General features: G+C 42.6%; 22 protein-coding genes and 1 CRISPR repeat array. Of the genes, 11 read left to right on the forward strand and 11 right to left on the reverse strand.

Annotated elements, in window-relative coordinates; all coding sequences use genetic code 11:
* From V7L07_RS17460 to V7L07_RS17495, 8 genes are all read left to right on the forward strand, one after another.
* Window positions 1-237 carry a hypothetical protein gene (locus V7L07_RS17460; protein WP_335059873.1) on the forward strand — a complete coding sequence of 79 codons (237 nt, stop codon included), beginning with the start codon at window positions 1-3 and terminating at the stop codon, window positions 235-237.
* A gap of 132 nt (window positions 238-369) precedes the next feature.
* A complete protein-coding gene (locus V7L07_RS17465) occupies window positions 370-4,422 on the forward strand; it encodes a hypothetical protein (protein ID WP_335059875.1) in 4,053 nt (1,350 codons plus the stop codon).
* An 831-nt stretch (window positions 4,423-5,253) separates the two neighbouring features.
* The gene (locus V7L07_RS17470; RefSeq protein WP_335059877.1) at window positions 5,254-5,787 is read left to right on the forward strand and encodes a hypothetical protein; all 534 of its coding nucleotides are present in this window, start codon (window positions 5,254-5,256) and stop codon (window positions 5,785-5,787) included.
* Window positions 5,788-5,820: 33 nt separating this feature from the next.
* Window positions 5,821-10,446 (forward strand): tape measure protein, encoded by a 4,626-nt coding sequence (locus V7L07_RS17475; protein ID WP_335059879.1) that lies wholly within the window; start codon window positions 5,821-5,823, stop codon window positions 10,444-10,446.
* 235 nt (window positions 10,447-10,681) lie between these two features.
* A complete protein-coding gene (locus tag V7L07_RS17480; protein ID WP_335059881.1) occupies window positions 10,682-10,888 on the forward strand; it encodes a hypothetical protein in 207 nt (68 codons plus the stop codon).
* Window positions 10,881-11,096, forward strand: coding sequence for a BRO-N domain-containing protein (locus V7L07_RS17485; RefSeq protein ID WP_335059883.1), 216 nt, complete (start codon window positions 10,881-10,883; stop codon window positions 11,094-11,096). The genes V7L07_RS17480 and V7L07_RS17485 overlap by 8 nt, the downstream gene beginning before the upstream one ends.
* Entirely contained in the window at window positions 11,062-11,403 is a 342-nt protein-coding gene (locus V7L07_RS17490; protein WP_335059885.1) for a hypothetical protein, read from the forward strand. Before V7L07_RS17485 ends, V7L07_RS17490 begins: the two co-directional genes overlap by 35 nt.
* 193 nt (window positions 11,404-11,596) lie before the next feature.
* Window positions 11,597-12,250, forward strand: coding sequence for a hypothetical protein (locus V7L07_RS17495; RefSeq protein ID WP_335059887.1), 654 nt, complete (start codon window positions 11,597-11,599; stop codon window positions 12,248-12,250).
* Between the two features lie 313 nt (window positions 12,251-12,563).
* Window positions 12,564-12,964: a CRISPR direct-repeat array (repeat unit 37 nt; unit sequence GTTTCAATCCCCTTGCGGGGTAATAGTTTGTAGCAAC).
* Between the two features lie 324 nt (window positions 12,965-13,288).
* Here V7L07_RS17495 and V7L07_RS17500 read toward each other — a convergent pair.
* Together V7L07_RS17500 and V7L07_RS17505 are read right to left on the reverse strand one after the other, a co-directional pair.
* A complete protein-coding gene (locus V7L07_RS17500; RefSeq protein ID WP_335059889.1) occupies window positions 13,289-13,966 on the reverse strand; it encodes a recombinase family protein in 678 nt (225 codons plus the stop codon).
* 336 nt (window positions 13,967-14,302) lie between these two features.
* The gene (locus V7L07_RS17505) at window positions 14,303-14,584 is read right to left on the reverse strand and encodes a hypothetical protein (protein WP_335059891.1); all 282 of its coding nucleotides are present in this window, start codon (window positions 14,582-14,584) and stop codon (window positions 14,303-14,305) included.
* 226 nt (window positions 14,585-14,810) lie between these two features.
* Between V7L07_RS17505 and V7L07_RS17510 the strand changes: the two genes are divergently transcribed.
* The 3 genes from V7L07_RS17510 (at window position 14,811) to V7L07_RS17520 (ending at window position 15,854) form a co-directional block, all read left to right on the forward strand.
* Window positions 14,811-15,041 carry a hypothetical protein gene (locus V7L07_RS17510; protein ID WP_335059893.1) on the forward strand — a complete coding sequence of 77 codons (231 nt, stop codon included), beginning with the start codon at window positions 14,811-14,813 and terminating at the stop codon, window positions 15,039-15,041.
* A 74-nt stretch (window positions 15,042-15,115) separates the two neighbouring features.
* Window positions 15,116-15,298 carry a hypothetical protein gene (locus V7L07_RS17515; RefSeq protein ID WP_335059895.1) on the forward strand — a complete coding sequence of 61 codons (183 nt, stop codon included), beginning with the start codon at window positions 15,116-15,118 and terminating at the stop codon, window positions 15,296-15,298.
* Window positions 15,291-15,854 carry a GIY-YIG nuclease family protein gene (locus V7L07_RS17520; RefSeq protein WP_335059897.1) on the forward strand — a complete coding sequence of 188 codons (564 nt, stop codon included), beginning with the start codon at window positions 15,291-15,293 and terminating at the stop codon, window positions 15,852-15,854. Before V7L07_RS17515 ends, V7L07_RS17520 begins: the two co-directional genes overlap by 8 nt.
* Before the next feature lie 239 nt (window positions 15,855-16,093).
* Here V7L07_RS17520 and V7L07_RS17525 read toward each other — a convergent pair whose 3' ends face one another.
* From V7L07_RS17525 to V7L07_RS17565, 9 genes are all read right to left on the reverse strand, one after another.
* Window positions 16,094-16,492, reverse strand: coding sequence for a hypothetical protein (locus V7L07_RS17525; protein ID WP_335059899.1), 399 nt, complete (start codon window positions 16,490-16,492; stop codon window positions 16,094-16,096).
* 129 nt (window positions 16,493-16,621) lie between these two features.
* A complete protein-coding gene (locus V7L07_RS17530) occupies window positions 16,622-18,322 on the reverse strand; it encodes a hypothetical protein (RefSeq protein ID WP_335059901.1) in 1,701 nt (566 codons plus the stop codon).
* A 65-nt stretch (window positions 18,323-18,387) separates the two neighbouring features.
* Window positions 18,388-19,119 carry a hypothetical protein gene (locus V7L07_RS17535; RefSeq protein WP_335059903.1) on the reverse strand — a complete coding sequence of 244 codons (732 nt, stop codon included), beginning with the start codon at window positions 19,117-19,119 and terminating at the stop codon, window positions 18,388-18,390.
* Entirely contained in the window at window positions 19,119-19,514 is a 396-nt protein-coding gene (locus V7L07_RS17540) for a hypothetical protein (protein ID WP_335059905.1), read from the reverse strand. The genes V7L07_RS17535 and V7L07_RS17540 overlap by 1 nt, the downstream gene beginning before the upstream one ends.
* Window positions 19,515-19,655: 141 nt before the next feature.
* A complete protein-coding gene (locus V7L07_RS17545; RefSeq protein WP_335059907.1) occupies window positions 19,656-20,054 on the reverse strand; it encodes a hypothetical protein in 399 nt (132 codons plus the stop codon).
* Between the two features lie 11 nt (window positions 20,055-20,065).
* Window positions 20,066-20,257: a hypothetical protein gene (locus V7L07_RS17550; protein WP_335059909.1), complete on the reverse strand. Its 192-nt coding sequence runs from the start codon at window positions 20,255-20,257 to the stop codon at window positions 20,066-20,068.
* Window positions 20,254-20,529 (reverse strand): hypothetical protein, encoded by a 276-nt coding sequence (locus V7L07_RS17555; RefSeq protein ID WP_335059911.1) that lies wholly within the window; start codon window positions 20,527-20,529, stop codon window positions 20,254-20,256. The genes V7L07_RS17550 and V7L07_RS17555 overlap by 4 nt, the downstream gene beginning before the upstream one ends.
* 191 nt (window positions 20,530-20,720) lie before the next feature.
* Window positions 20,721-20,984, reverse strand: coding sequence for a hypothetical protein (locus V7L07_RS17560; protein ID WP_335059913.1), 264 nt, complete (start codon window positions 20,982-20,984; stop codon window positions 20,721-20,723).
* Complete coding sequence (locus tag V7L07_RS17565) at window positions 20,977-21,936, reverse strand: hypothetical protein (protein WP_335059915.1); 960 nt, start codon at window positions 21,934-21,936, stop codon at window positions 20,977-20,979. The genes V7L07_RS17560 and V7L07_RS17565 overlap by 8 nt, the downstream gene beginning before the upstream one ends.
* Between the last annotated feature and the right edge of the window lie 68 nt (window positions 21,937-22,004).

Consider the following 22,004-nt stretch of genomic DNA (forward strand, 5'->3'; position numbering starts at 1 on the left):
ATGCGAACACCAACAATTAAGCCTCAAGAAAAGAAATTGAAAGTTGATTTAACAGCCCAAGGTCACGCCACATTAAAAAGAAAAGCGGCGGCGGCGGGTAAACCTGTATCCACTTACGTGAGAGAAATTTTAGGCGTTGAATCACCTCACGATCTGACCTATAAACGGAGAACGCCTATCCCAGAGACTTTACAACTCTCGGATCAAGCCCAAATTCCAGGTCAAGTCCAAGCCTGACAAATTAAAAAGCCCCCTTGCCGTTATACAAGAGAGCTTTTAATTTTTCACTTATTCACCCTTGCCCTAAGTTTCGCGACAGCAAGCAAGGATCTAACAAATCGGCTCAGGAGAGCCAAGGGGGTTGTTCTAATGAACGATTTATCGAATCACCAAGAAATCATTCAGTTAAATAAACAATCGGCTCAGGGGGAGCGTCATGTAATGAAAAATAATAGTTTACCGAACGAACAAAATTCAACCGAGTTATTACTTAAATATTCTAACATAAATGACGGTGTAATTGCAACTCAGTACAATGCTGGTAAGGAAGATGGGGTAATCGCTCCAACCCCTATTACTGGCAGAGAAGCGGCGAGAATCCAACTTGAGCGATTGGGTTTTGAGCCAGGTAAAACGTTTCACGCCAAACTCAATAACAATATAATTTTTGAGGCAACCGTAACTAAAAACGGTTTCTCGATCCGCGAACAGGAAAAACTACTTGATGCAGACGGTAATCCAGTTTGTAAACAAGGTTCTACAGCGCCGTTTTGGACAGATAAAGGCAACTCAATCTATAGCGACGGCTGGAAATATTTAGAAGAACGAGCAGAGGTAGGTACGGGCTTATTCATTATCCCCAACCATACACAAGGCGGGATTGGTGCTGACTATGCTACAGATTTTAGTAATCTGTTTGTGGAAATTGACGATCGCCCAATCCCCGAACAGTGGGAAAAAATTAATGAAATTCAATCACAGTACGGGCTAACACCTTCTCTAATAGTCGGTAGTGGCGGCAAAAGCCTCCACGTTTACTACAAATTAGCCACAAGCCCAGACGCAGAAACTTGGAAGTTTTTACAGAAAAAACTAATTCTTCTATTTCAGAGCGACCCAGCAATCATTAACCTAAACCGCGAGATGCGCTTCGCTGGGTTTACTCGTAAGGCTAAAGGAACCCAACAGAGTGTAGAGTTCGATTCTGAAACAACTTACACGGTAGAAGACTTTGAAGCGCGTTTAAGTAGTGCTTACCCACACGGTCTATCAGAGGGTCGCTGGGATGAAGCACGAAAAGCGCTTAAATTTGACGGCGATCGCAATGCTGAAATTAAGAGAATCCTTAGCTTACCCGAAGAATCCTTAGCTAAGAACATTAAAAAAGCGCGGAAGTCTCAAACAACAACGGGCTTAAATTATGTTGGTGAAGGCTCTTTAGTTGATGCCGTCAAGTACAACGGTGGGAAAGTTGAAGGCTCTTTATCTCATGCCGTCAATACCTGGAAGGTTCAGGGCGGTAAGGATTTATTCAACTGGCCGGGGCACAACTGGGATGGCTCAGGTAAGCGGGGTTGTTGCCCGTGGCATGAATCTACAACGGGTACTAGCTTCTGGCTGTCAGAACTTGAAAACGGTACATTTTTGGCGCATTGCCCAACCTGTACCGACAACAAAGGCATTGACGCTCTGAGATACCAGTACAAGCTACAGCACGGAGTAGATGCAGAGCCGACAGGTAAGGACTGGATAGAGTTTGCTAAGGAAATGACGGGCTGGGTTGATGCTCCAGTTGTTGCGATCGCTGGTGGTGGTTCTAAAACTAAAGTCAAAACTAAGTCTAAACCTACGCCAGAAGAAGACGCGCTACAGCTTGAACTTGAGCGTAATCTCTACCATGAGTTGTCCAGAATTGACTATAAAAAATGTAAGGAACTAGGAATCAAGGTAACTTTCATTGATAAATCACACACGGAGTTTACGCCCGAAGATTTGAATATTGAAAAGGGCAAAATCTCGATCATCTCTTCTGGTATGGGCACGGGTAAAACAATTAATGCAGGTAAAGCGCTTGCTAACTATTCCTGCCTTTACTCTTGGTTTAGTCGCCGAGTGCTTGCTCAATCAGCAGCCGCACCACTGAGCCTAACTTATATTGACGATCTCAACGAATATACGAGAAACAGAGATCGCGTAAGCTTCTGTTCACAGCGTTCTTACCAACGAAGCCTTACGCCGCTAGGAGTTAATGGGGCTTTAGTCATTGATGAGTGCGACGATGTTTTCGACTACAACTTTGGGAAATTATGCAACAGCGAAAACATCAGACCGATGATCCTCAAAACTTTAGAGGCACAATTACAATCCGCGCTGTATAACGGGACTGCGGTTTTTATGAGTGCTGACGTTAGCCAAAAAGAGATTGACTACATCTTTGCGATCGCTCCACAAGGAACTCCGATTGAACTAGTTGTCAATACCTACCAGATGCCTAAAGGCAAATGTTACTTCTCTACCGATGCAAGTCCAGAAGGTTTGATAGAGAAAATACTGGAGCTAGTGAAAGCAGGGGAGGCGGTTTATGTAATAGACGACTTCAAGAATGGTTATAGAGGCTGCAAAACCCTCTCTGAATACATTCAACAACAAATGCCGAAGTGTGAGGTTGTAACAATCCACGGCGACAACTCTGGCAGCCACGAGAATAGAGATTATGTTGAGGATATTAACGAATCTTCGTTAACCACCTCGTTAATATGCGTCTCACCGTCCGTAACTCAGGGCGTTAGCCTTACTAACGGGCATTTTAAGCACGTTTTTGCAATTATTAACGGAATTTTAACCGACAAGAAAGTGACTCAAGGTATTAGTAGAGTACGCGACATAGAAAATACCTACATCTGGGTTGCAGAAAAGGGCGTAAACATTAATAATGGTGGCGGTATAACGGCTGGAGACGTAAACAACTACTATCAACGTAATTACGATGCTAGGAATATTCATTTGCACTCTTACGGTGTTAACTACAACGTAATTAAGGATGAATGGAACTCACCACACTGGGAGTTACGCTGCAAGAACGTAGCTTACGACAATTTAGTAATGCGGCGATTACGCTACTGGGTAGAACAAAGGATCGTGGGCTTAGGATACGAGCTAATCCCTACCGAGTTTGGATCTAACAAAGATTTGGATCTATATCTTAAAGACTTATGGAAAGGCATCGGAGTATTAGAAGCTCTAAGAATCGGCGACGCTAACGTTTTAGACAAGGTAGATGAGGATAAGCTAATCGCTAAAATTAAGCGCGGTGAGTCGTTAGCACCTAGCGAAAAAGACGATCTAACAAAAACACACATACATAAGGTATTCGGCGAGGAATTAACCAAAAAAACTCGTGCAGAGGCTTCTCTGAACGCTAAGACAGTTCCTTTAACCGGATATGCGGCTGTAGCATACAAAAACAGAAATAACCGCAGTTTCGAGCGTAATCTAATGCGAAACTATCATCTATTCCACGGTGGATCTGTCGCAGCAGCAAAGCGAGATATCGATAAAGAGAAAGCGCAAGAAAACTTACGCGTAGGCGAAAAATTTGTAGGAGATATCAAATGGAGTACAAGAGAGTTCAAGATGTGGGAATTGTTTGATGTAAAACAATTCTTCGTGCCAGAGAAGAGATTTACACCACTTGATTTTTACCAGACTTACACCAAAATGCTAGAGGTGTCCGACCATATTAAAGACGCGGGTTGGATCGATATTTCAGAAACAAATTGCGGCACGGTCTTCGGTGAACTGTTACGAGATTTTGGGTATGAGACAAAGAACAAAAAAATCACATTATCAAACGGAAAGCGGGGGCGTGAATATTGGATCACTCAAGAGTCCTTCGATTATGTGACAGAGTTTATCAATTATCAATTGGCTAAAAAAGAAGATACCGAACTCGTGACAGTGGACTCTGGAAGCTACTGTCCACCCCCCCAAAAATATATAGTAAATGGTCTTTCTCTGGGTGGGGGTGGACAGTTAACTCAAAACCTTACACCACAAGGCTTACAACCTGTTTTTGAAACACCAATTGTAACCCACTTAAGCAGTTGTCATAATAGAGGGTGGACAGTAGTAAAAAGTGGGGTGGACAGTAGCGCAGTAGATGATAATATCTATCAACAAGCTAATGAAAAACTAAGCCCAACCGACGCGATGATGGCAAGAGTATCTAAGGAGTCTAAGCGATTTTTAGACAAGGATGGCTTACCACCACTGCATAAGCCAGCTAAGAGTTCTAAGTCAGCGATCGCAAATCCAACTCAACAACCTACCAACACTGGATTAAAACGTTTTCAAGAGAGAGTAGCGGCAATAAAAGCCAGATTCCAACCGGAATACGACCCCAACATACCAATAGCACTCTAACTCCGCTTATTTAGAGCCTCCCCACGTAGCCCACGGCTACGGCTCTAAACGTCCAAGCCTACAGCCAGGTTTTTTTCTGGCTGTAGGCTCTTACAAGCTCACCACAACGCAAAGTTAAACAGGAGTTTGAACCTATGTCACAGAGACACAGGAATTAAGAACGCAAAGTTAAGGCAGACTGCTTTTTTAACGGGAGAACTCAACCACTACACCCAGCCTTCCTGCCTCTTCTTATCCCCGTCTGCGTAAGCCCGTAACCCACATCTACGAGCTACGCAGACCAATCCCGCAGCCAAGTGCTTTAAACCCCTCTCTTGCCTCTTGTAGAGTCTCTATCGCTAAGGCAAGACGTAGGAGTGTATTAAAAAGTACGCTATACTTGTCAGTATCCGGCACTAAGTCGGTGTCTTAAATTACTATTTTTAAACTCTTATTTCTCCAGCCGTTAACCGTCGCACCTTTCCTCTTGCGGCGGTTAATTTTTTGTATTTATTCTACAGACGGAAGAAAATCTTAGCTCTTATCAACTTTTCTTGATAAGACAAATTCCTTAGCTCTTAGCTTAAATTCCTTAGCTCTTATCAACTTTTTTTGATAAGACAAATTCCTTATTCCTTAGCTCTTATCAACTTTTCTTGATAAGACAGATTCCTTAGTTTAAATTCCTTAGCTCTAAGAGGAGTGATTTAAAATTATCTGCTTTTGTATAAAGTTTTTTCTATATTTTCGCTGAGTTGTTGTTAGTATTAACCGCGCTCACTGGCAGTTTTCATACAACATCAGTACAATAATAATACAAGTATAGTTATTAACATGAATAAGTAGGTAAGTATGGTAAATAATCTTAGTCGTTCAGCGTGGTCTTTTTCTGATGAACTTGACACTTCTCAGTCTTTTGAAACATTTTGTGTCTACCGTGATATGGGTGCTAACCGTGAATTAGCTAAAGCAGCAAAAGCCACAAACCGCAACATAACCTTAGTTCAGAAGTGGAGTAGTAAGGGGAATTGGCAAGAGCGAGTTAATGCGTTTGATGCTTATGTTGATGAAACGATGGTTGACATGAGATTGAAACGAGATATAAAAGAACACGTTAGCAAGATAAAACGCTATAGAGAGATGCACGAAAACCTTGGCTGGCAGAATCTAGACGTAGCTGAAAAGTGTTTAGAAATAGCTAGAAATGCACTTTCTCACTGGGTTGAGAATCCGCATATAGAGTTAAAACCAATGGATGTAAAATTAATTGCTTCAACAGGCGTTTCAGCCACAGAAATTGGTAGCCGTTTACTATCAGATGCTTTGGCTGTAGGCAAGCTTTTAGAATCACTCCCGGTAGATATTGAAGCCGAAACAGTCGATTAATAAATATTTTTATTTAGCGGGAGAATTATTGTTATGGAATTAAATCTTGGTCAGTTAATTATCGAATTAGTAGGCGATTATTCGCAGCTAACAAAAGATATAGAAGCCGCTAAAGTTCTGGCTTTGAAACAGGCAAAAGAACTAGAAAAAAGTTTCTCTTTAACGCCAACTTTCGAGGCTAAAAGTTTACTTGCTAGCGCCGATTTAGCTGGTGTCAGCGCGGGTAAATCACTAGCCCGTGGCATTGAGAAAGGACTTAACTCTTATAAATTCAGTAACACTTCATTTAAAGCCGCCGGCGAGGCGATCGCTCAGGGATTAGCTCAGGGGATAAAGAATGGCGACAGCCAGGTAAAAGCCTCTGCTTCGAGAATGGCTGGGCTTGTGATTGATGAAACCAGGACTAAGCTCAAGATCCATTCGCCTAGTAAAGTTTTTGAGGAGATAGGTAGCGAAATAGTAGCGGGTCTGAGCGCAGGACTGGGCGCGGGTTCTGTATTAAGCATAAGTGGTTTTATCCAAGGCATTATCAACGATGCAAAAAATGCAGTTGGCGCTGGACTAGCCTTTGCTGGTGATTCAGTCAATAAAGCCAGTGACTTTAAGGCTACCACTACGCAACTTACGGCTTTGGTTGGATCTACTGCGGCTGCAACCGAGTCTCTAAGATTTCTGCGTAGTGAAGCAGATAAACTGGCTCTACCTTTTCTTGAAAGTGCCAAAGCCTATACCCAACTCACGGCAGCCACTAACGGCACTAAACTTTCTAGCAGTACTAAAGATATTTTTGATGGTTTCTCTACTGCGGTCCGTGCAGCACAGTTAAGCACGGCTGACTTTTCAGGGGCGATGCTTGGACTCATCCAGATGATAAGTGCCGGGAAGATTTTCCTTTCTGACTTACGACAGGTCACGAGCCGTATCCCAGGCTCCATGCAGCTAGCTGCCCGATCCGTGGGTCTGACTGCGGCAGAGTTCCAAAAACTAGCTCAGAGTGGAGAGCTTACAACTAACGTTTTCCTGCCAAGGTTCGCCAAAGCATTAAAAGAAGCTAATGTTGGAACTATTGCTGAGGCTACAGATACTTCTACTGCTTCATTGACCCGCTTAAACAATCGTTTAGATCAAATTAAGGTGAGTTTGGGGCAAGCAATAACCCCCGTAGTAGTCGCGGGGTTAAACTTCGCTCAAGATGCCTTGTCTGAGTTGGGTAAAGCAGGTTTATTTGACGATCTGAATGCTGGAGCCAAAGAGTTTGCAGCATACCTTTCTTCAAATCCCCAGCTAGCCCGTCAACTGGCGCAAGAGTTTAGATCCACGGTTCAAACTGCGCTAAAAAATGTAGTTGGCGCGGCGAAAGACTTAGGCGATTATTTACAGAAAAATCCTGACGCTATCCATCGGTCGGTAGAAGCCGTAGGTGGCTTTGTTAATAGCTTAAAAGAAGCTGTAAACGTTGCTGGACAATTGATTCAACCGTTTGCAGATATTGCTAATTTTGCGCTACAGACAGAACAACGACTGGCTAATGCTGTAAAGTCTGTGGCTAAAAATCTAAACTCAAGTCCAGCGAAAGATATAGAAGATGTTTCGCCACTGCTACGACCCGTAGTCAAGCTATCGCAGTGGTTAGGGTTTAACAAAGAAATTGGCGATCGCAATAGTAAGAGTATGGGCGTTATGCGTCCAGTAGACGGGCCGATAACTTCTGGATTTGGAGCAAGAAAAGCACCTACGGCTGGCGCTAGTACCTTCCATCCAGCGATTGACTTTGGTGTACCAGTGGGAACCGTGGTTAAAGCGCCTACGGCTGGAGTAGTGACCGGAGCTAGCGGGAATACGTTAACGCTAGAAAGTATCGATCAGTCTGGCGATAAAATTGTGCAGAAGTTCTTACACTTAAGCTCTTTCTTAAAGAAGGTTGGCGACGTTGTTAGTCAAGGGGACGCGATCGCAAAAAGCGGGAATAAAGGCATTAGTACTGGCCCGCACTTAGACTGGAGAATTAAAGTCAACGGACAAGTCGTAAACCCGTTGGTTTTTGAGAAACAATTCTCTAAATTAGATATCAGTGCTGGCACGAGTGGCGGGGCAACCCCAGCCCAAACTATAAAACAAGCTATTCAAGCTTACGGGCCACCTACTCCAAAACTCACTCGCACCATAAACGCTAGTGAAGGCTGGATGCGTACTATTGCCAGTACCTACGGCGCGGGAGATGGTTTTGATGGCAAACCCACTGCATCGGGCAGAACGTTCCACGCTAATGAGCTAACGGCTGCAATTAATGAGAATCTAAAAAAAAACTTAGGCGTGAAGTGGGGCGATCGCGTTGAAGCAATTAACCCCACCAATGGGAAATCTGTAATTGTTCAAATTACGGACGCTGGCCCATATCAGCGCGGCAAGAACGGCGGCTGGGTTCCTCACTCATCAAGAGGCTTTGACTTAAGCACGGCAGCCGCTAACCAAATCGGCATTAGCTTGGGCGAAATTGCTTTTAGAGTCTTAGGCAAGAACGGGCAAGCCCAAGCTCAGGCTATTGCCTCTGCCCAAACCACCACAGCTACGACTTCTACAACTCAACCGCCAGAGATACGGGCGATATTGGAGGGGCAGAAGCTAAAGGATGCAGCCGAGCGCCGCCAGAAACTTCGAGCAGCAGCACAAGCTACGATGCAGTCTACGCGAAGCTTAGAAGATTTAGACTACAGCATAATCCGTAACCCAAGCCTTAGCGATCGCCAAGCCGAGGAAGCGCGTAAGCAACAGCAACGATTTGACGACTCTATCCGCGAAGCAACCCAACGACGCGAAGATGCTCAATCTAGAATTGGCATTAACACCAATCGCCTAAACAGTGGGAGTGTATCAGTAGATGAAGGTAAGGATCTTCAACTACAAATTTCACTAGATAAACGCTCTTTAACCGAGCTAGATGCAGTAATCACCCGGCTGAGTGCTTCTAGAGCTAAGGCAACCGCGCAATTAGCCCAATACCAAGCCGAACAGCGAAATATTAGAACTAGAAGCTTAAACTTTGACTCACGTTCGGCTGACATCTCAATACTTGGTGGGCAAGTAGCAGGATTGAAAGGCTTAGAATCGCTAAATCCTACCGATACTCGGTTAAATTCGTTACCTGGGCTAGAACGTGAATTAGCTTTAAAACAGTTGCAGTTAGATTTAGATCGGAAATTAGCCCAGGTAACGGACGCGAAAAACAAGAATGATATTACCAGCGCTGAGGCTACAGCAAGAATCGCCCAGTTAAAGCAAGAGAACGACCAACTTTTACTAAATATCAACACCCAATACCAGGCAGCAACCGCATCACGAACACTCGCCAAGGCTAAGTTAGAGCTAAATTCTCTAGTCAGAGATAATTCAAGTAAAGCTGAGTTCTTGCGCCAAGACGCACAATTAAGCGAGTATGGTTTTGGTGGTAATAAACTTGTTTTAGACAGGGACGCTAACAATTTAGAATTACAAAGCAAGTACGCTCAAGACAAAGTTTCATTGTTAGAACGGGAAGGACTAACACCAGAGCAAACAAATGGTGAAAAGCTACGTTTAGCTCTTAGATTTAACCAATCTAAGTTGTTAAACAACGCTCAATTCAAACGTGCTACAGATGATGAAGTTTTTAGCAATTCTCAGAACTTAGGCAGGTCTAACATAGACTTATTAACGGCTCAAAGTGAGCAATTGCAAGGCTTAGGCTTAAATTCAAGCGACAAATCAATTCAAAAGCAAATTTCTGTAATACAACAAGAGTTAAGTTTTAAAGATGCGCTACAGCAACTACAAAAGCTCAGGGAGACTACGAATTTAAGTACTGCTGATTTTGTTAGGATGAAAACTAATTTAGAGCAAATTAATAATATTAAATTAGACACTATAAATCAACAATTCTCTGACTTAAGTGATGTTGTCAAAGGCGTACAGTCTGATTTTACGGCAATTACTAAAGACTTTATTCTAAATACGAGTAGTATAGGCGATAGCTTAAAAAAGCTCTTAAGTTCTATTCTTTCTCAATTCGCCAACCTTGCTAGTCAAAAGCTCTCTAGTCAACTATTCGGCTCAATCCTGGGCGGTAACAGAACATCTACAAGTAAAAATCTCGGAGGTGGCTTTGGCTCTATCCTTAGTTCTGTTGGTGTTTTGTTTGGCGGGAGCAGTGGCTTAGACTATTCCTCTTTTCTTGGTGGTGGTAGTAGTGGTGATAGCTTCTCATTCCTTGGTGGTTTCATGTCGGGCGGCATGGTTGGGGATATCGCTAAGTCGATGGAGCGTGAACGGTTATTAAGCGGCAATAAAGCTCATTTAATCGTGGCTAATGAAGGCGAACGCGTTCTAAATAAAGAGCAAACACAGATTTATAACCGCTTGATAGCGTCTCGCAGGATTCCCAACTATGCCCAAGGCGGTTATGTTGGCGGAACCCCAACCTTAGCCACGGCACTATCGACTACTAACAGAGGCGTAAGTGTGGGCGATATCAATATTGATATGAGCGGCAGCATTGGCGGCGATGTAAATGCACCACAGCTTAAGCGAGTATTGCAAGCACAGATTTACAAAACACTCCAAACCGAACGTAGACCTGGGGGGTCGCTCAGTCCTAGCCGTTCTGGTGGACTTTACGATCGCTAAAGCGAGTCTACGTAGTTGAGCGTCAGTCAAATTCGCGTCAGTCAAACGCAATAATTTCTATCTTATATAGGAATTTGACTGACGTTTCAAAGGTAGAAAACGCTGAAACACTTATTCTTACGTTCGCAATAAAAAACCACGCTCAAATTAGAGTTGTGGTTTTTTTGCTTTGCCAAACACCAAAATAGATATCTGTATGTTATTATTTATACATGAAGTATTCACAAACACACGGATGAGTAAGAATTTAATTCCAAGCTATCCGCTCAGGCTCTCTCCAGAGCTTAAAGCAGAAATGGTAACGCAGGCAAAGTCAGAATCACTCAATCTCAATAAGGCGATCGCAAAAGCAATCCGCTTTTATCTCAATTCCAAAAAAGAAACTCCCAGCGCGTCTAACACCAGAAGTTCAAACAAAATTAAGGATTCTAATAATGACTAATTTAACAATCTTTGCCTTTGAGGGGCAAGAAGTACGCTTTGTCGGAACGCCAGAGAAACCGGAATGGGTTGCTCAAGATGTTGCCAACGTGCTTGGGATAAAGAATGTTCACCAAAATCTGTCCAGCCTTGAAGACTACGAAAAGGGTATCCGTAAAATGGACACCCCTGGCGGTGAACGTAACGTCCATCAAATCATTATTAGCTGAGTCAGAGCCGCGACTAGCGCAAATCTTAGTTGATTACGCTATGAATGACGTTTTAGAAGGGATGCCCACTACTAAAACGCTTCCTGAACATAAACAGCCAGAGCTAAGAGGAGTCGCTGAGATTGCAGCAGATATGGGTTATACGATTACTCATTCCAATCGTTCTTCACTGGGCAAGTTCGTTAAGAAACAACTCGAACACTTGGGAAAACAAGAACGCAGGTTATGTAGTGGAACAATGAGATCGGTTTGGTGTTATCCCGATATCCCAGAGGTTAGAAAAACGATTGAGGAATATTTTTCTTAGTTAGAGCTTCCTACCCTGCCCCCGGCATTGTCCGGGGATTGTTGTATTCAACGTCAGTCAAACGCAATAATTTTCTATATCTATGGGATTTTGAGTGACGTTAATCGCCCCAAACCTGATTCTTACGTCAAATCTGTTTTAACTGGCGTACCAGGCGGGTAAGCTATTTTATAATTATCTTTCAATAAAAATCATGCAAGAGTTTTATAGAATTATCGAATCTGCTACGGAAGAACAGCGACAGAACTTTGCACAATTAACAGGGTCAGGTTTCGGCAGTTCTCCTGAAGTTCTTTGCAATCATATACGATATCTCAGAGCAGGGAGTATTGGGCAACTTTTTTGGAATGATTCTTGGAAGCAGGTTGTGACAGATGTCGCCGATACGATCGGTATTGATTGGTCAGCAACATTAAACGGTCGTAGCTGGCATGATTTGGAAACTCAAGAAATAGAAGCTACTGTAGTCTCCAAGCTGTTTCAAAATATGCTAGAACAACTTTCACCAGAGCAACGGCAACAAATTGTTATGGAGATGGCAAGAGACGCTAATGATCCAAACATTGCCAACTTACTGGTAGGTGGTAGTGCAATGGCTGTTGCAAAAATGAGTGGGTTCGGCGTGTATTTGTTGGCAAGTACCGTACTAGGCGGACTTACTAATACTTTAGGGATTACCCTGCCATTTGCTGTTTATATGGGTATGAGTCAAACCATTGCATTTATACTTGGCCCTATCGGGTGGGCAGCGCTAGCTGGAGGTATTCTTTTTACAATTAATCAACCCAACTGGAATCGCCTAGCTAATGCTGTCGTGTATATCTCGATACTGCGACACTCAGCGTAAAAAGGCTGTAGCGGTGCGATCGCTTAATCCCTTTGCGGGGTAACAGTTTGTGGCAACTTACACCAGCGCATTCGGTAAAGCACTATGGGAAATATTTCAATCCCCTTGCGGGGTAATAGGCTGTAGAAACCATCAATTACAGGACTAAAAACGATCGCTCATGAACTGTTTCAATCCCCTTACGGGGTAATAGTTTGTAGCAACTATTCATTGCTAAAAAGCAAGGGTACAAGTTAGCTGTTTCAATCCCCTTGCGGGGGTAATAGTTTGTAGCAACCCCAGCAGGTTCTAATCCATCATTTAGAAGACTAGAGTTTCAATCCCCTTGCGGGGTAATAGTTTGTAGCAACTAACAAATCCAGCGATCAAACTTCTAAACCAATTCCATGTTTCAATCCCCTTGCGGGGTAATAGTTTGTAGCAACTTAGAAAGATTGTACAAGACAACATAAAGGAAAAAGTTTCAATCCCCTTGCGGGGTAATAGTTTGTAGCAACTAACAGGGTTTATTGCCATTATTGAAGGCGGTGTATTGTTTCAATCCCCTTGCGGGGTAATAGTTTGTAGCAACAAAATGGCAGGTTCAAAAAAATATTTTGTCTAGTTTCAATCCCCTTGCGGGGTAATAGTTTGTAGCAACCAGCAACCGCAGCCGATCAATTTATTGAGGTTTTCATGTTTCAATCCCCTTGCGGGGTAATAGTTTGTAGCAACTGCCCCATATTGAAACTGTTATAGAGCAAGCTTTCTGGGAAGCATTCTGACGGATCGATTTTTTTAGTCAATTCTAGCCGTTTCTATTGCAAATTACTTGCAACTCCCCTTAGCACTGAAACGCTGTAATTATTATGTTGTCAAGGTTCTGGCGTTTTTGGCGAGTCTCCAGGGTTTTAGCCCTCGCTTCGACTTGCCATTCATCAAGCTGATATAGCAATAGTAATATTGTTTCTGTCCTTTGTCGATGCTAAGTTACAAAAATATGCCCTTCCAGAATCGGCTAGAAAGGCATCAAGTTTAATTGGTAGCGTGTTTGTACCTTCACACAGACGCTTTAATTGCTGTAAATCTAGAATGAAGCGCTGATTTACTCCATCTACTACCTCGGCTTGTTTTAAATCCTTCACTATTTAAAACCTCGCATACTTTATCTAAGCTCAATCCTGCGTCTCGCAATTCAAAAGCACGGGCGATCGCGTCTTTAGTAGCGTCTTGCGCTTTAGCTGAATGTGCTTGTCTACCGGCCTTTCCCAGTTCTGCACCCTGCGCTTTTTTTACTGCCAAGGCCGCTTTAGTGCGATCGCTAATTAGTCTGCGTTCTTCTTGTGCAAGGCTGGCCCGTAGATTAATTTCAAACTCAGAGGCGTTAGGATTTTCAGCAATGATTAGCTTAGGGCAGTTCTTAACCATAAACCCATTTGTGAATTGAGATATATAAAAAACATCTCTACTTAGTCTATCGAGTTTGGCTATTAATAGCCTTGCACCCTGCTGGATAGCTGTTTCAATGGCTGCTTTAAATCCCTCGCGCTGCATTGGATCTGATTTGCCGCTAACTACATCCTGGAAGCTTGCAAAAACTTCTAAGCCTTCATACCCTGCTAGTTTCTGACACGCTTCCAGTTGTGCCTCTAACCCCAACCCGGATTTACCTTGCTCATCGGTCGATACCCTGGTGTAGATTACAACTTTTGTTAGTGACGGTTTGATATATACCATTTTTTCTGCCTTCTCTTCTTGTTTATGCTCTAATTGTACAGTTCTAACGTTAGTATTGTCAAGTTCTAACGAGCGTTAGAAATAAACAAAGCAAAAACAAACTGGCACATATCTATAAATATCTATGCAATTCGCTAAATAACACCGAACTTATCTATGAATAAAAATACATAAGCCAAAACTAGCGATCGCCCACTCAATCTATAAGCTGCACTTAACCAACCTTCTAAATTATGCAAAGTACAGAATTAATAACTTTGGCTTATGCCTATGCTCACACACACAAAAACCTGCGGAGAGGCTACCGCAGGTTGATGGTTTAGTTTGAGTTTTTAATTAGACGCGAACGGCTGAATATTCCTGTGCTGCTTGTTGTGCAAAGCGTAACCCCATGCTGAACATCTTACACGGCACACGGATCATGAAGACCGTTTCAAAGCGCGGCATCTCGCTTAAGGTAATTACTACCTGTTCACATTCATCTAGGTTGCAGAATCCAGTTGTAAAACTGATTGCAAACTTTTCTCCCCAACCTGGCAGATACGTTGATATATGCCCATCTGAGCTAATACCGTTTTCGATACCGTTTTCTATTAGTAATTCTATTAATTCTTTCATAGTGTTTAAGTAATTTTGTTTAAGTTATTCACTTACTACTCTTACATATAATATACCATTGTCCGCCAAAGTCCTAAATCGTTTTTATATAAGACTTTTCACAATTTTAAACTTAGATTAAACTATTACTATTTATGTTGCTTATTTAAGGTAAAAAGATATTGCTATCCTTGTCCGACAATGGTACTCTATAAATATAGAGAAACAAAAAACAAGGAGAAAATAAATGACCTACTACTACGACGCTTTGAATTTTGATAAGTATTCTAAAGACGAACAAAAACAAATATTGAAAGATGCCTTTAACGGAATTGCTAAACCACAGAAAACAATCAAATTCTCAAACGAATTACGCGGACTTCTAGCGACAGAAAGAACGGCTCCACCCTACCGTACCAGCCGCTATATGAAGCCCAAAACACCCACAAAGAAGATTACATTATTCATCCCAGCGTAAGATACGCCAAGCCTCACACAAAGAGGCTTACTCTTACACAGTTCAGTTTATTATTCTGTTGGATAAAAATCGAAATGGTAAAAAGAAAACAGGATGATTCTACAGGAAAGTTTATTAAATCTGAGAACGATTTAAGTTCAAGGATTTATCTTCGTTGCGATCGCAAACTTAAGGAATGGATCGAAGCTAAGGGCAGCGACTATCACCGTAATTTACTTTTAGAAGCAATGAATAACGAGGTTGAGCAAAATGATTAATGCTAGCAATATAGATATTGATTCTTTACCGTCTGTGTATCTCACGCAGACTAGCCGATTACCTCAGATATCAGGCGTTTACCTTGCAATTGATTCTCAAGGCATCGTCCAATACATCGGGCAAAGTACCAACCTACTATCGCGCTGGAGAGCGCACCACAGACACAAAGATTTGCAAAAATTAGATGGTGTGAGAATTTGTTATCTAGCAATTAGCGATATCTCAATGCTAGAAGAGATCGAACGGGCATTAATCGAGTATTTCAACCCATATCTAAATGGGTTGTCAATGAGTTTGGAGCCACTAAGGGCGGCGAGTCGTAATCATGACAAAGGTACTGGTAAGTTTATAAAGAAAGAAGATACTAACGATTATGTAATAGCTATTAGAGTGAACGCTGATTTAAAGGCATGGGTACAAGAACGCGGTGGAAGCATTTTTGTGCGATCGGTAATATTGAAAGCCAAGCTTAGGCATGAGCGAGAAGTTAGGTTGAAAGCAAAATACCCTGGGTTACGGCAATCACTTGAGTCTGGGTTAGTGCGTAGGGGGTAGGGGGGGGTCGAGAGGGTGGCGGGGTGTTTAAAAAGGCGTGGTGTACTTCTGGATCACTCCCCTGAGCAAAATCTATATCCAAAACAAAGCCCGTCTTCTATCGATTCGTAGTTAAAAAGACGGGGGGGTTGTTTAGTTTTGAAGTGCTTGCTTGCTTACACTTATTATAACATTTTTATGCAAGTTTCATCCGAGAAAGGCGGGGTCTTTATATAGGCAGTTGCTCCCAGAAAATTTTTTTAAAAAATCACCTGAAAACTAAAACTTGACGGCGTAAGGTTGGGTATTCCGATTGGCGCAAACTCCATAAACTCTCGTAATCTTTTCTTGTCTTCTATCTTCGCGTGAAGCTCCAATAAGCCTTGATTATCCTCTTTGCTGGAATCTAGTATGCTCATGTGCCAGGTGAATGTATCGCATTGGTTTAGGCGTGGTGTACGCTCGTTCCAGCGATCTAAATTAGACAGACCGTGACTATCAAAGAAGGCTTTTTCTTCTCTCAAGACTTTATTTAGAAACCAATCTTTTTGCTTCTGCGTTGGTTGTCCGTCTTTGGTAAGATACGCTAAGGTCTGATAGCAAGGACTATTCAGAGTGTAATCATCAAATAAGTACTTTTGAGATTTAGATTTTTTCATGATATGATTGATAAACGAGAAGAAACTTAATACTTAATACTTATTATAATACACCCGTACTGCTAATAGTAATACGGGTGTATTTTTGCTATTTAAGCCAACTTCAGCTAACAGAATGCTTGAGCTTATTTATTCCGAAATCAGGCGTTTATATTCTGTATGCGCTGCTTTCCATGCGTCACTACCTCCCTTTTTTACGCTCCATAGATGCTCTATTATTTGTGTCTGATTCATTGTCTGGGATAGAACGCGGTTCAGGTTCATGAACTGCTCTTTTGATAGGTTTAGAGGCGTGAACCGCTTTGAACTGTCCGGTTCTGAACCGTGAACCGCGTCATGAGTTGAACCGCTAAAAGCCTTGTCAGATGGTTGGTTCAACGGTTCAGGCTCCTCAGTTCGTGACGGTTCAGATAGTTCAGACAGTTCGGGGCGTGAACTGGACGGAAGCTTGAGAATGTCTTCTAATTTTTGGCGATCGCTTGAGATTTCCTCACCGAAATTTGTAATCTTTTCACCAACCTTCGGAGTAGTAATTTTTGTCCATTGTTCTGAACCATCTAACTTTATTAAAGCTTCACCACTAGCTACTGGTTGGCTGGTTATAGGGTCAGTTTTTGGTAATAGCTGTATCTGCTGCATCCGCGAAATTAAATTAGCTAATCCTTTGATTTCACCCAAGCAACTCTGAGTATTATTGTGAGTAATAAAAACGCAAGGAAGCTCTTGCTTCCGCGATAAGGTAGCAGCGACTTTAACGAATTTAGTTAATAGTTCTTTGTCGCTGATAAAATCGGCGTATGTTGTCATCTCCTCACAAATTACAGTTATTGCTTGCCCGTTATCCCACAACTGTTTACGCCACTCAGCTTCAGATATTTCAGATTTACCAAAACGACGATATCGGCTCTCTACCTCATCTACATACCATTGCATTTTTGCTTCGATATCTTCGTAAGTGTTGTACAATTCAACGCCTTTCCATTCACTCTTGTTTGAGTTAGGGTCAAATACTATAACTCTGTATCCTGCTGCTTTCTTCCGCAGTGCTAGGAGTCTTACAAACCAAGATTTACCAGAGCCTTGATTACCCCATACGAGACAGGTAGAACTAAGAAAACCCTTAATCCAGTTATCTTCATGCAATGAAATGGGTGTAGGAGTTTGCAATACCGTTGGATCACTTTGTAATAGCTTCGTTGGCGTAGAATCCTGCAACTTAGTCGGTGCGTCTTGTAATTGAGCTTGTGCGGCTCTTTCTAATAGCACAGTCCTACTTATTCCTAGTCTCTCAGCGCAAAAGTCTACGGACGTAGCCAGTCCGTTACGCCCATCGTTCCTAACAAGCTTGCCTTGGTGATTTATACTTCCTTTGCTAGCACTAACTAAACTTTCCAGAAATAGCTCTGTTCCAGCTAGATGCCAGAGCGTAGCCCAATCTTTGCTAGAGCTAGAGCCAAGAGCTAATGAGTAGCGTTTGAGTTTTGGTATTTGCTGAGATAACTTCTGATTGTGGAGGCAAGATCCAGCGATAACGGCGGCTGCACTACTTACACCCGTAAAGCCTACAGCTACCGCTAAAAGTGGATTTAACAGGCTCATGCCAGCAAGGGTAAGACAACCAGAGAAACCACTAAAGATTGAAACGGCGTAGAGTTGCGTTATTTGGTTCTCGGAATTGCACTCTAATTCTTCTAACTCATGCTGAAAACGTTGCATTAAACCTGTTTTGGTTGCCAAACTTTCGCAGTCTTCATCTTGGATATGTGCAAAAAATAAGACTTTTAGCGGGTCAGACGGGAGACTTTTAGATATAGAAATATTTGATAACATGGTACTAACTCCTATAGTTCAAAAACCCACGCAAGCGTCAATCTAGCGTGGGTTAATTTTTGTTTTTAGCTAAAGCTTACGTGGTCTTTCTCTGGCTCGGCATCATCTATTGTCTGCGACACCTCACCGAGTACTGAAATCATGCTTGAAACAAGCTTTAAGCAGTACTCTGGCAGAATTAAGCTAATTCCGGCTGTTGCGATCGCAAAGAAATCTAGCCCAGTTCCAAAAACAGCGTAGCTCAACACCAAAGCCGTTTCTACAGCAAAGGAGACTAATCGAATCTTCTTTAGATTGCTGTGCTTTATGCTGTTCCAGTTTTCATCCAACGCTCTAGGCGTAGAGTCATGTTCAAAATCATCAACTTCTATCCCCATTTTTGAATAGGCGATCGCCCACGAGCGCTTAATTTTGTAGAGTTCTGGGGTTAATTGAAACACATTGATCGAAATTCCCAGAAGTAAGCCGCAAGTGCCAGAGCCTACGCCCCATAACCCTTTCAATCCCAGGAAATGCCCTAGCCAGATGCCGATTTGCACCCATTGAGCAGCAGCGATCGCAGACACTAAGAGGAACAGGCAGAGGCTAACAATAATCCCAGTGTTGGGATGCGTTAACTGATCGGTGATTATTCTAAAAGCCTCAATCACCAATCGCATAGATTCTTGGATTAGGTGTGAAATGTGCCGCAGAATTTCTCTAAAGATAGAGAAAACTTTTTTAATAAACTTCGTAACGGCTTGCCCTTGCTGGGGTTTAGCGCTTCTTTCAGTTCTAGCTCTATACCTAGCTCTCATTAGTTATTCTCCTGTTTTTGTTGCTTTAAGATTGAAATTTGATTTTTTACTTCGCGCCGCGAGAAGACCTGGCTTACTACCAATTCACCATCCTTGTAAGCGAGAAAGAGGAATTGGTTGGTGCGTGGGCTATAGATGCAGGATGTGGGCGATTTCCCGTCTTCTGAACCGTCTAGAACTATGGAATCACCTAGTTTGAATGGGGTTGTTTTGGTGCTTTTCCAGCAAGTATCGGCTAAAACGTGTTTGGCGAGGACGTTTAAGCTATTGGCTCTATCTGCGATCGCATTACTACTTTTTAAACGGGCGTTAACAGATGCAGACGTTACGACACTTAAGGAAAGGATATTAACGCCTAGTGCTACCCAAATCACGGGCGAGATACTGATTTTCATCTTTGTCTCGGTGGCTGGTGCTTGAGTTGGTTAATAATTGCTTCCGCCAAGTCCAGTTGATCGCTAATTGACAATTGTTGGTGGAAGTCTATTTTTGAAATGTTCGGAATAGGTTCGTTCGGTGGATAGGAGCAAATTAAGCTAACAACTAGTGCATTGAGTAAGTGCAGTTTCTCTAGACCGCTTAATCCTTCCAATTGACTGCCATAGCTCTGTTCTAGCCAGTCTAAGTAACTGCCGTCTCCCGCCCTTAAATTGCAATAGTATCCGATAGGTTTTGTCATGGTCGTAATTATTGATAAATGCTAAATTTCTTTGTTGTCTAACCCATTGTTTGAGGGTAAGACCCTTAGCTATTAATTCATCCCGTACCCACTGCCGATAATCTTCAACAGAACCGAAGTAATAGCTAGCGCCTAGATAATCACTAATCCAGTAATCGTGTTGACCCTCTGAATATTCCAAGTAATCTTCGAGCGTTTTAAATTCTTCACCAAAGTTCGGGCACACAAAGACATAGCTATCTAAATCTGAAACCATTTGATTTACTCCTACTCAATAAAAATGCGTGGGTAACGTGGTTCTTGCAATGCCCAGTCCAACTCTTGAACTGCTAGAATTGCATCGCCTATCATTACGTCTGGGGAATACTCAAGTGCTTTAAATTCAGGATGTTGGCGAATTTCTTCTAAAAGCGCCAGTGCTTGTTCTATTAGTTCTTGCAGTGTTTTGGTATTAGTCATAACGGTAGAGCTAACTGAATGTATTGCGTAGAAACTACAGAAGCCTTGGTACTCATACCTTCTACTACATAGACGCGCCTAGTTAATGCTCTGTGATTTAATTGCAAGTTGGCTACTTTTCGCTGCCCTGGCAAGGGTTTAAAGACGTATTGCGGAGCGCGGATCGAGTCTGTTTCGTACAGAAATTTGTAGAGGGTGCGGTCAATCTGGTAAACTTTCGACCGCGATAAAAGCGTAGAGTCGTTGACTAGAGTAAGATTGCTTAAGTTCATTTTTCTTTGTTGCTCACCGCATAGGGCAAACTATACGGTGAGTGTTTTTTAGTAAGCAGTTGTAGTATCTTGCACGGGGGCAGGCGTGGTCTTGGTTGTTGCTTGTCCTAGTTGAAACGTGAAAAACAACGCGCTGGAAGTGAAAAGAAGGAACAGAATTTTTGCTCCCGTGATTCGGGTGTTCATAGTTTTCATAGTGTCTTACTAGCCATTGCTGCTAGTTTGCTAAAGTTTGGCTTGAGAGTTGGCGTAGTAACTTCTGGTATCTCTGGCGCTGGCACTTGTGTAGGAGTTGGCGCAGGAGTTTGAGAGCTAGTGCCAGAGCCAAATTCAAAAATCATTCGTTCAACATATCCGGCTAAGGTTTGTGGCGGAACATCATCAGGTAAGCTGTAAATCTGCTTTAAGCGTTCAATCGCTGGATAGCTAAGGCTCAATCTCTGAGATTTATACATTTGTTGCCTCCCCTACCGATACTTGAGTGAGTAATTTCAATCCATTGGCGTTGATGAACTGTGGGTTAGGCAGTAGTAAAACGTTAAATTCTGCTAATGCCTCAGCCATTCCGGGTAGTTGCGCGGCTCCACCCCAGGCTACAAAACACTTTGCTCTATCCGTGTAGCCTTGCCCAGAAGCGAAATTAGCTATTTGCTCAATCTTTAAGTCGAACCATTGTGAAAAACACTGTTGATATTCTTCCTCAAACGGTTTACTGGCTAATGCCGACACGCCGTAGATGAACTTGCCACGGTCTTGGAAGTTCTCAACCCCTTTACGAATAAGGCTTATATCATGCTGGGTATCGCGCATCATTCGGTTTGAGGCAAGATTGCTTTTATCCAATTCATCGGCAATATTCTGATACAGTTGACCGCTACCGCCTTCGATTACGCTGCGTTCGATAATTGAGCCAGTGCCATCAAAAACCGTTGCGATAACTGTTGATGTTCCGAAATCCAAGCCAATTGCAATCTCGCTTTCATCTAATTCGATAGAGGCTTTTTCATCTCCAGCGAATAGGCAGTAAGCGATACTGCCGTAACCTTCGGGCTTAACGTCGTTGAGTGTGATTTTGTAAGTCTTCTGAACTCTTGAACGACTGGCATCGGCTCTCAAATGCTCAATTGTGTGAGCGCCGGAAATATTGCGGCGAATGTCTTGCGCCCATTTTTCGGGATTGTGCGAAGAAGTTGTAACAATCACCTCCGTGTTGTCGGGGATATCAAGTACAGCTAAGTCTGCAAGAATACTTTCTAACGCATATACCGCCTTGGCTTTAGTGTCTTCGTGCAGCTTTAGATAGTTCTTTGGATCTTTGTTGATAGCCGCAGTCCCCCAGTAGTACTGACTATCAGCTAAATCTTGGCGGGAACCCTCTACATAAGCTATTCCACATTTAACTTGCAATAGTAATATTGCCCTTATTCTTAACTTTTCTTCCCCATTTAATAATTAACTCTCCTTGATTTAACAGC

It is taken from the genome of Nostoc sp. (assembly GCF_036916985.1).
GTDB lineage: Bacteria > Cyanobacteriota > Cyanobacteriia > Cyanobacteriales > Nostocaceae > Nostoc.

What these genes read in the sequence shown, in the direction of transcription:
- V7L07_RS17530 (WP_335059901.1), bottom strand. Translation starts at nt 18,322, where the DNA reads ATGTTATCAAATATTTCTATATCTAAAAGTCTCCCGTCTGACCCGCTA.
- V7L07_RS17460 (WP_335059873.1), top strand. Translation starts at nt 1, where the DNA reads ATGCGAACACCAACAATTAAGCCTCAAGAAAAGAAATTGAAAGTTGAT.
- V7L07_RS17465 (WP_335059875.1), top strand. Translation starts at nt 370, where the DNA reads ATGAACGATTTATCGAATCACCAAGAAATCATTCAGTTAAATAAACAA.
- V7L07_RS17480 (WP_335059881.1), top strand. Translation starts at nt 10,682, where the DNA reads ATGAGTAAGAATTTAATTCCAAGCTATCCGCTCAGGCTCTCTCCAGAG.
- V7L07_RS17500 (WP_335059889.1), bottom strand. Translation starts at nt 13,966, where the DNA reads ATGGTATATATCAAACCGTCACTAACAAAAGTTGTAATCTACACCAGG.
- V7L07_RS17485 (WP_335059883.1), top strand. Translation starts at nt 10,881, where the DNA reads ATGACTAATTTAACAATCTTTGCCTTTGAGGGGCAAGAAGTACGCTTT.
- V7L07_RS17555 (WP_335059911.1), bottom strand. Translation starts at nt 20,529, where the DNA reads ATGAACTTAAGCAATCTTACTCTAGTCAACGACTCTACGCTTTTATCG.
- V7L07_RS17535 (WP_335059903.1), bottom strand. Translation starts at nt 19,119, where the DNA reads ATGAGAGCTAGGTATAGAGCTAGAACTGAAAGAAGCGCTAAACCCCAG.
- V7L07_RS17540 (WP_335059905.1), bottom strand. Translation starts at nt 19,514, where the DNA reads ATGAAAATCAGTATCTCGCCCGTGATTTGGGTAGCACTAGGCGTTAAT.
- V7L07_RS17510 (WP_335059893.1), top strand. Translation starts at nt 14,811, where the DNA reads ATGACCTACTACTACGACGCTTTGAATTTTGATAAGTATTCTAAAGAC.
- V7L07_RS17505 (WP_335059891.1), bottom strand. Translation starts at nt 14,584, where the DNA reads ATGAAAGAATTAATAGAATTACTAATAGAAAACGGTATCGAAAACGGT.
- V7L07_RS17470 (WP_335059877.1), top strand. Translation starts at nt 5,254, where the DNA reads ATGGTAAATAATCTTAGTCGTTCAGCGTGGTCTTTTTCTGATGAACTT.
- V7L07_RS17520 (WP_335059897.1), top strand. Translation starts at nt 15,291, where the DNA reads ATGATTAATGCTAGCAATATAGATATTGATTCTTTACCGTCTGTGTAT.
- V7L07_RS17560 (WP_335059913.1), bottom strand. Translation starts at nt 20,984, where the DNA reads ATGTATAAATCTCAGAGATTGAGCCTTAGCTATCCAGCGATTGAACGC.
- V7L07_RS17475 (WP_335059879.1), top strand. Translation starts at nt 5,821, where the DNA reads ATGGAATTAAATCTTGGTCAGTTAATTATCGAATTAGTAGGCGATTAT.
- V7L07_RS17495 (WP_335059887.1), top strand. Translation starts at nt 11,597, where the DNA reads ATGCAAGAGTTTTATAGAATTATCGAATCTGCTACGGAAGAACAGCGA.
- V7L07_RS17515 (WP_335059895.1), top strand. Translation starts at nt 15,116, where the DNA reads ATGGTAAAAAGAAAACAGGATGATTCTACAGGAAAGTTTATTAAATCT.
- V7L07_RS17545 (WP_335059907.1), bottom strand. Translation starts at nt 20,054, where the DNA reads ATGGTTTCAGATTTAGATAGCTATGTCTTTGTGTGCCCGAACTTTGGT.
- V7L07_RS17550 (WP_335059909.1), bottom strand. Translation starts at nt 20,257, where the DNA reads ATGACTAATACCAAAACACTGCAAGAACTAATAGAACAAGCACTGGCG.
- V7L07_RS17525 (WP_335059899.1), bottom strand. Translation starts at nt 16,492, where the DNA reads ATGAAAAAATCTAAATCTCAAAAGTACTTATTTGATGATTACACTCTG.